Annotated in this window: 2 protein-coding genes; both read right to left on the bottom strand. The window is 51.8% G+C overall.

What is annotated here, in order from left to right; all coding sequences use genetic code 11:
* On the bottom strand, nucleotides 1-430 hold a 430-nt coding region (locus AWU74_RS06920), incomplete at its 3' end, for a TP_0783 family beta-propeller protein (protein WP_162504981.1).
* Nucleotides 431-463: 33 nt separating this feature from the next.
* A partial coding sequence (locus AWU74_RS12795) for a hypothetical protein (RefSeq protein WP_238580223.1) occupies nucleotides 464-733 on the bottom strand: 270 nt, incomplete at its 5' end.

Below are 733 nucleotides of genomic sequence, written 5' to 3'. Positions count from 1 at the left end.
AACCGTCGCCGTTGCACTGTGAAAACGACGCTCCGTCGGGGTGAAAAAGGAATATGCGCTCTTCGTCGAAATACGGGAAACCGCTTCCGCCGATATGTCCCGCCTGTTTGCCGTTGCGGTCGTAAAAAACTGTGTCCCGCGCGTCCTTTGCATACGGCGCGCAGTAAAACGGTGAAATCGCAGCGTCAAAGGAATACGGGAACCGCGAAACGACGCGCCCGCCGCTCGTAAAATACCCTATGTTTTGCCCGGTTTTGTAGGGGAGCAGTTCGCCGGAGACACACCCCGCATCTGTTACCGTAGTGTCCAGAAGCCAATCCGGTCTAAGGTGCAGCTGCGCTTCAAGCGGCAGCCTCGCGGCGCAGATATATACCGCGCTGCTCAGCGCGGCGGCGACAAAGAGCGCGATTATTTGTTTCTGTATCGTCATAAGTCTTTATTCTATATAAGCGGACTTCATGCGTCAAGCGCATTCAGCGCTTCCGTGTTCAAAGGTACACATATATTTTCGCCACAAAGCATATCTGCCCATATGGGTCTTAAAGGTACGCAGACCGAGTTTGCCCATATCTTCATTCGCGTTCAAATACGCTGCATCGGATAGATAATTCTTGGCGAGTATATAATACAAATACACACTCAAGTTTGGCACCAGTGTCTTAAGAAAATAGCCGAACGCCACGTTGTTGCTCCGCAGCTCCCAAATGACATAACCGACAGGCGCGCCGTCAAT

Source organism: Treponema endosymbiont of Eucomonympha sp. (assembly GCF_001028545.1).
Note: the sequence above shows the minus strand (reverse complement) of the source record. Positions and strands in the feature narration are given on the sequence as shown.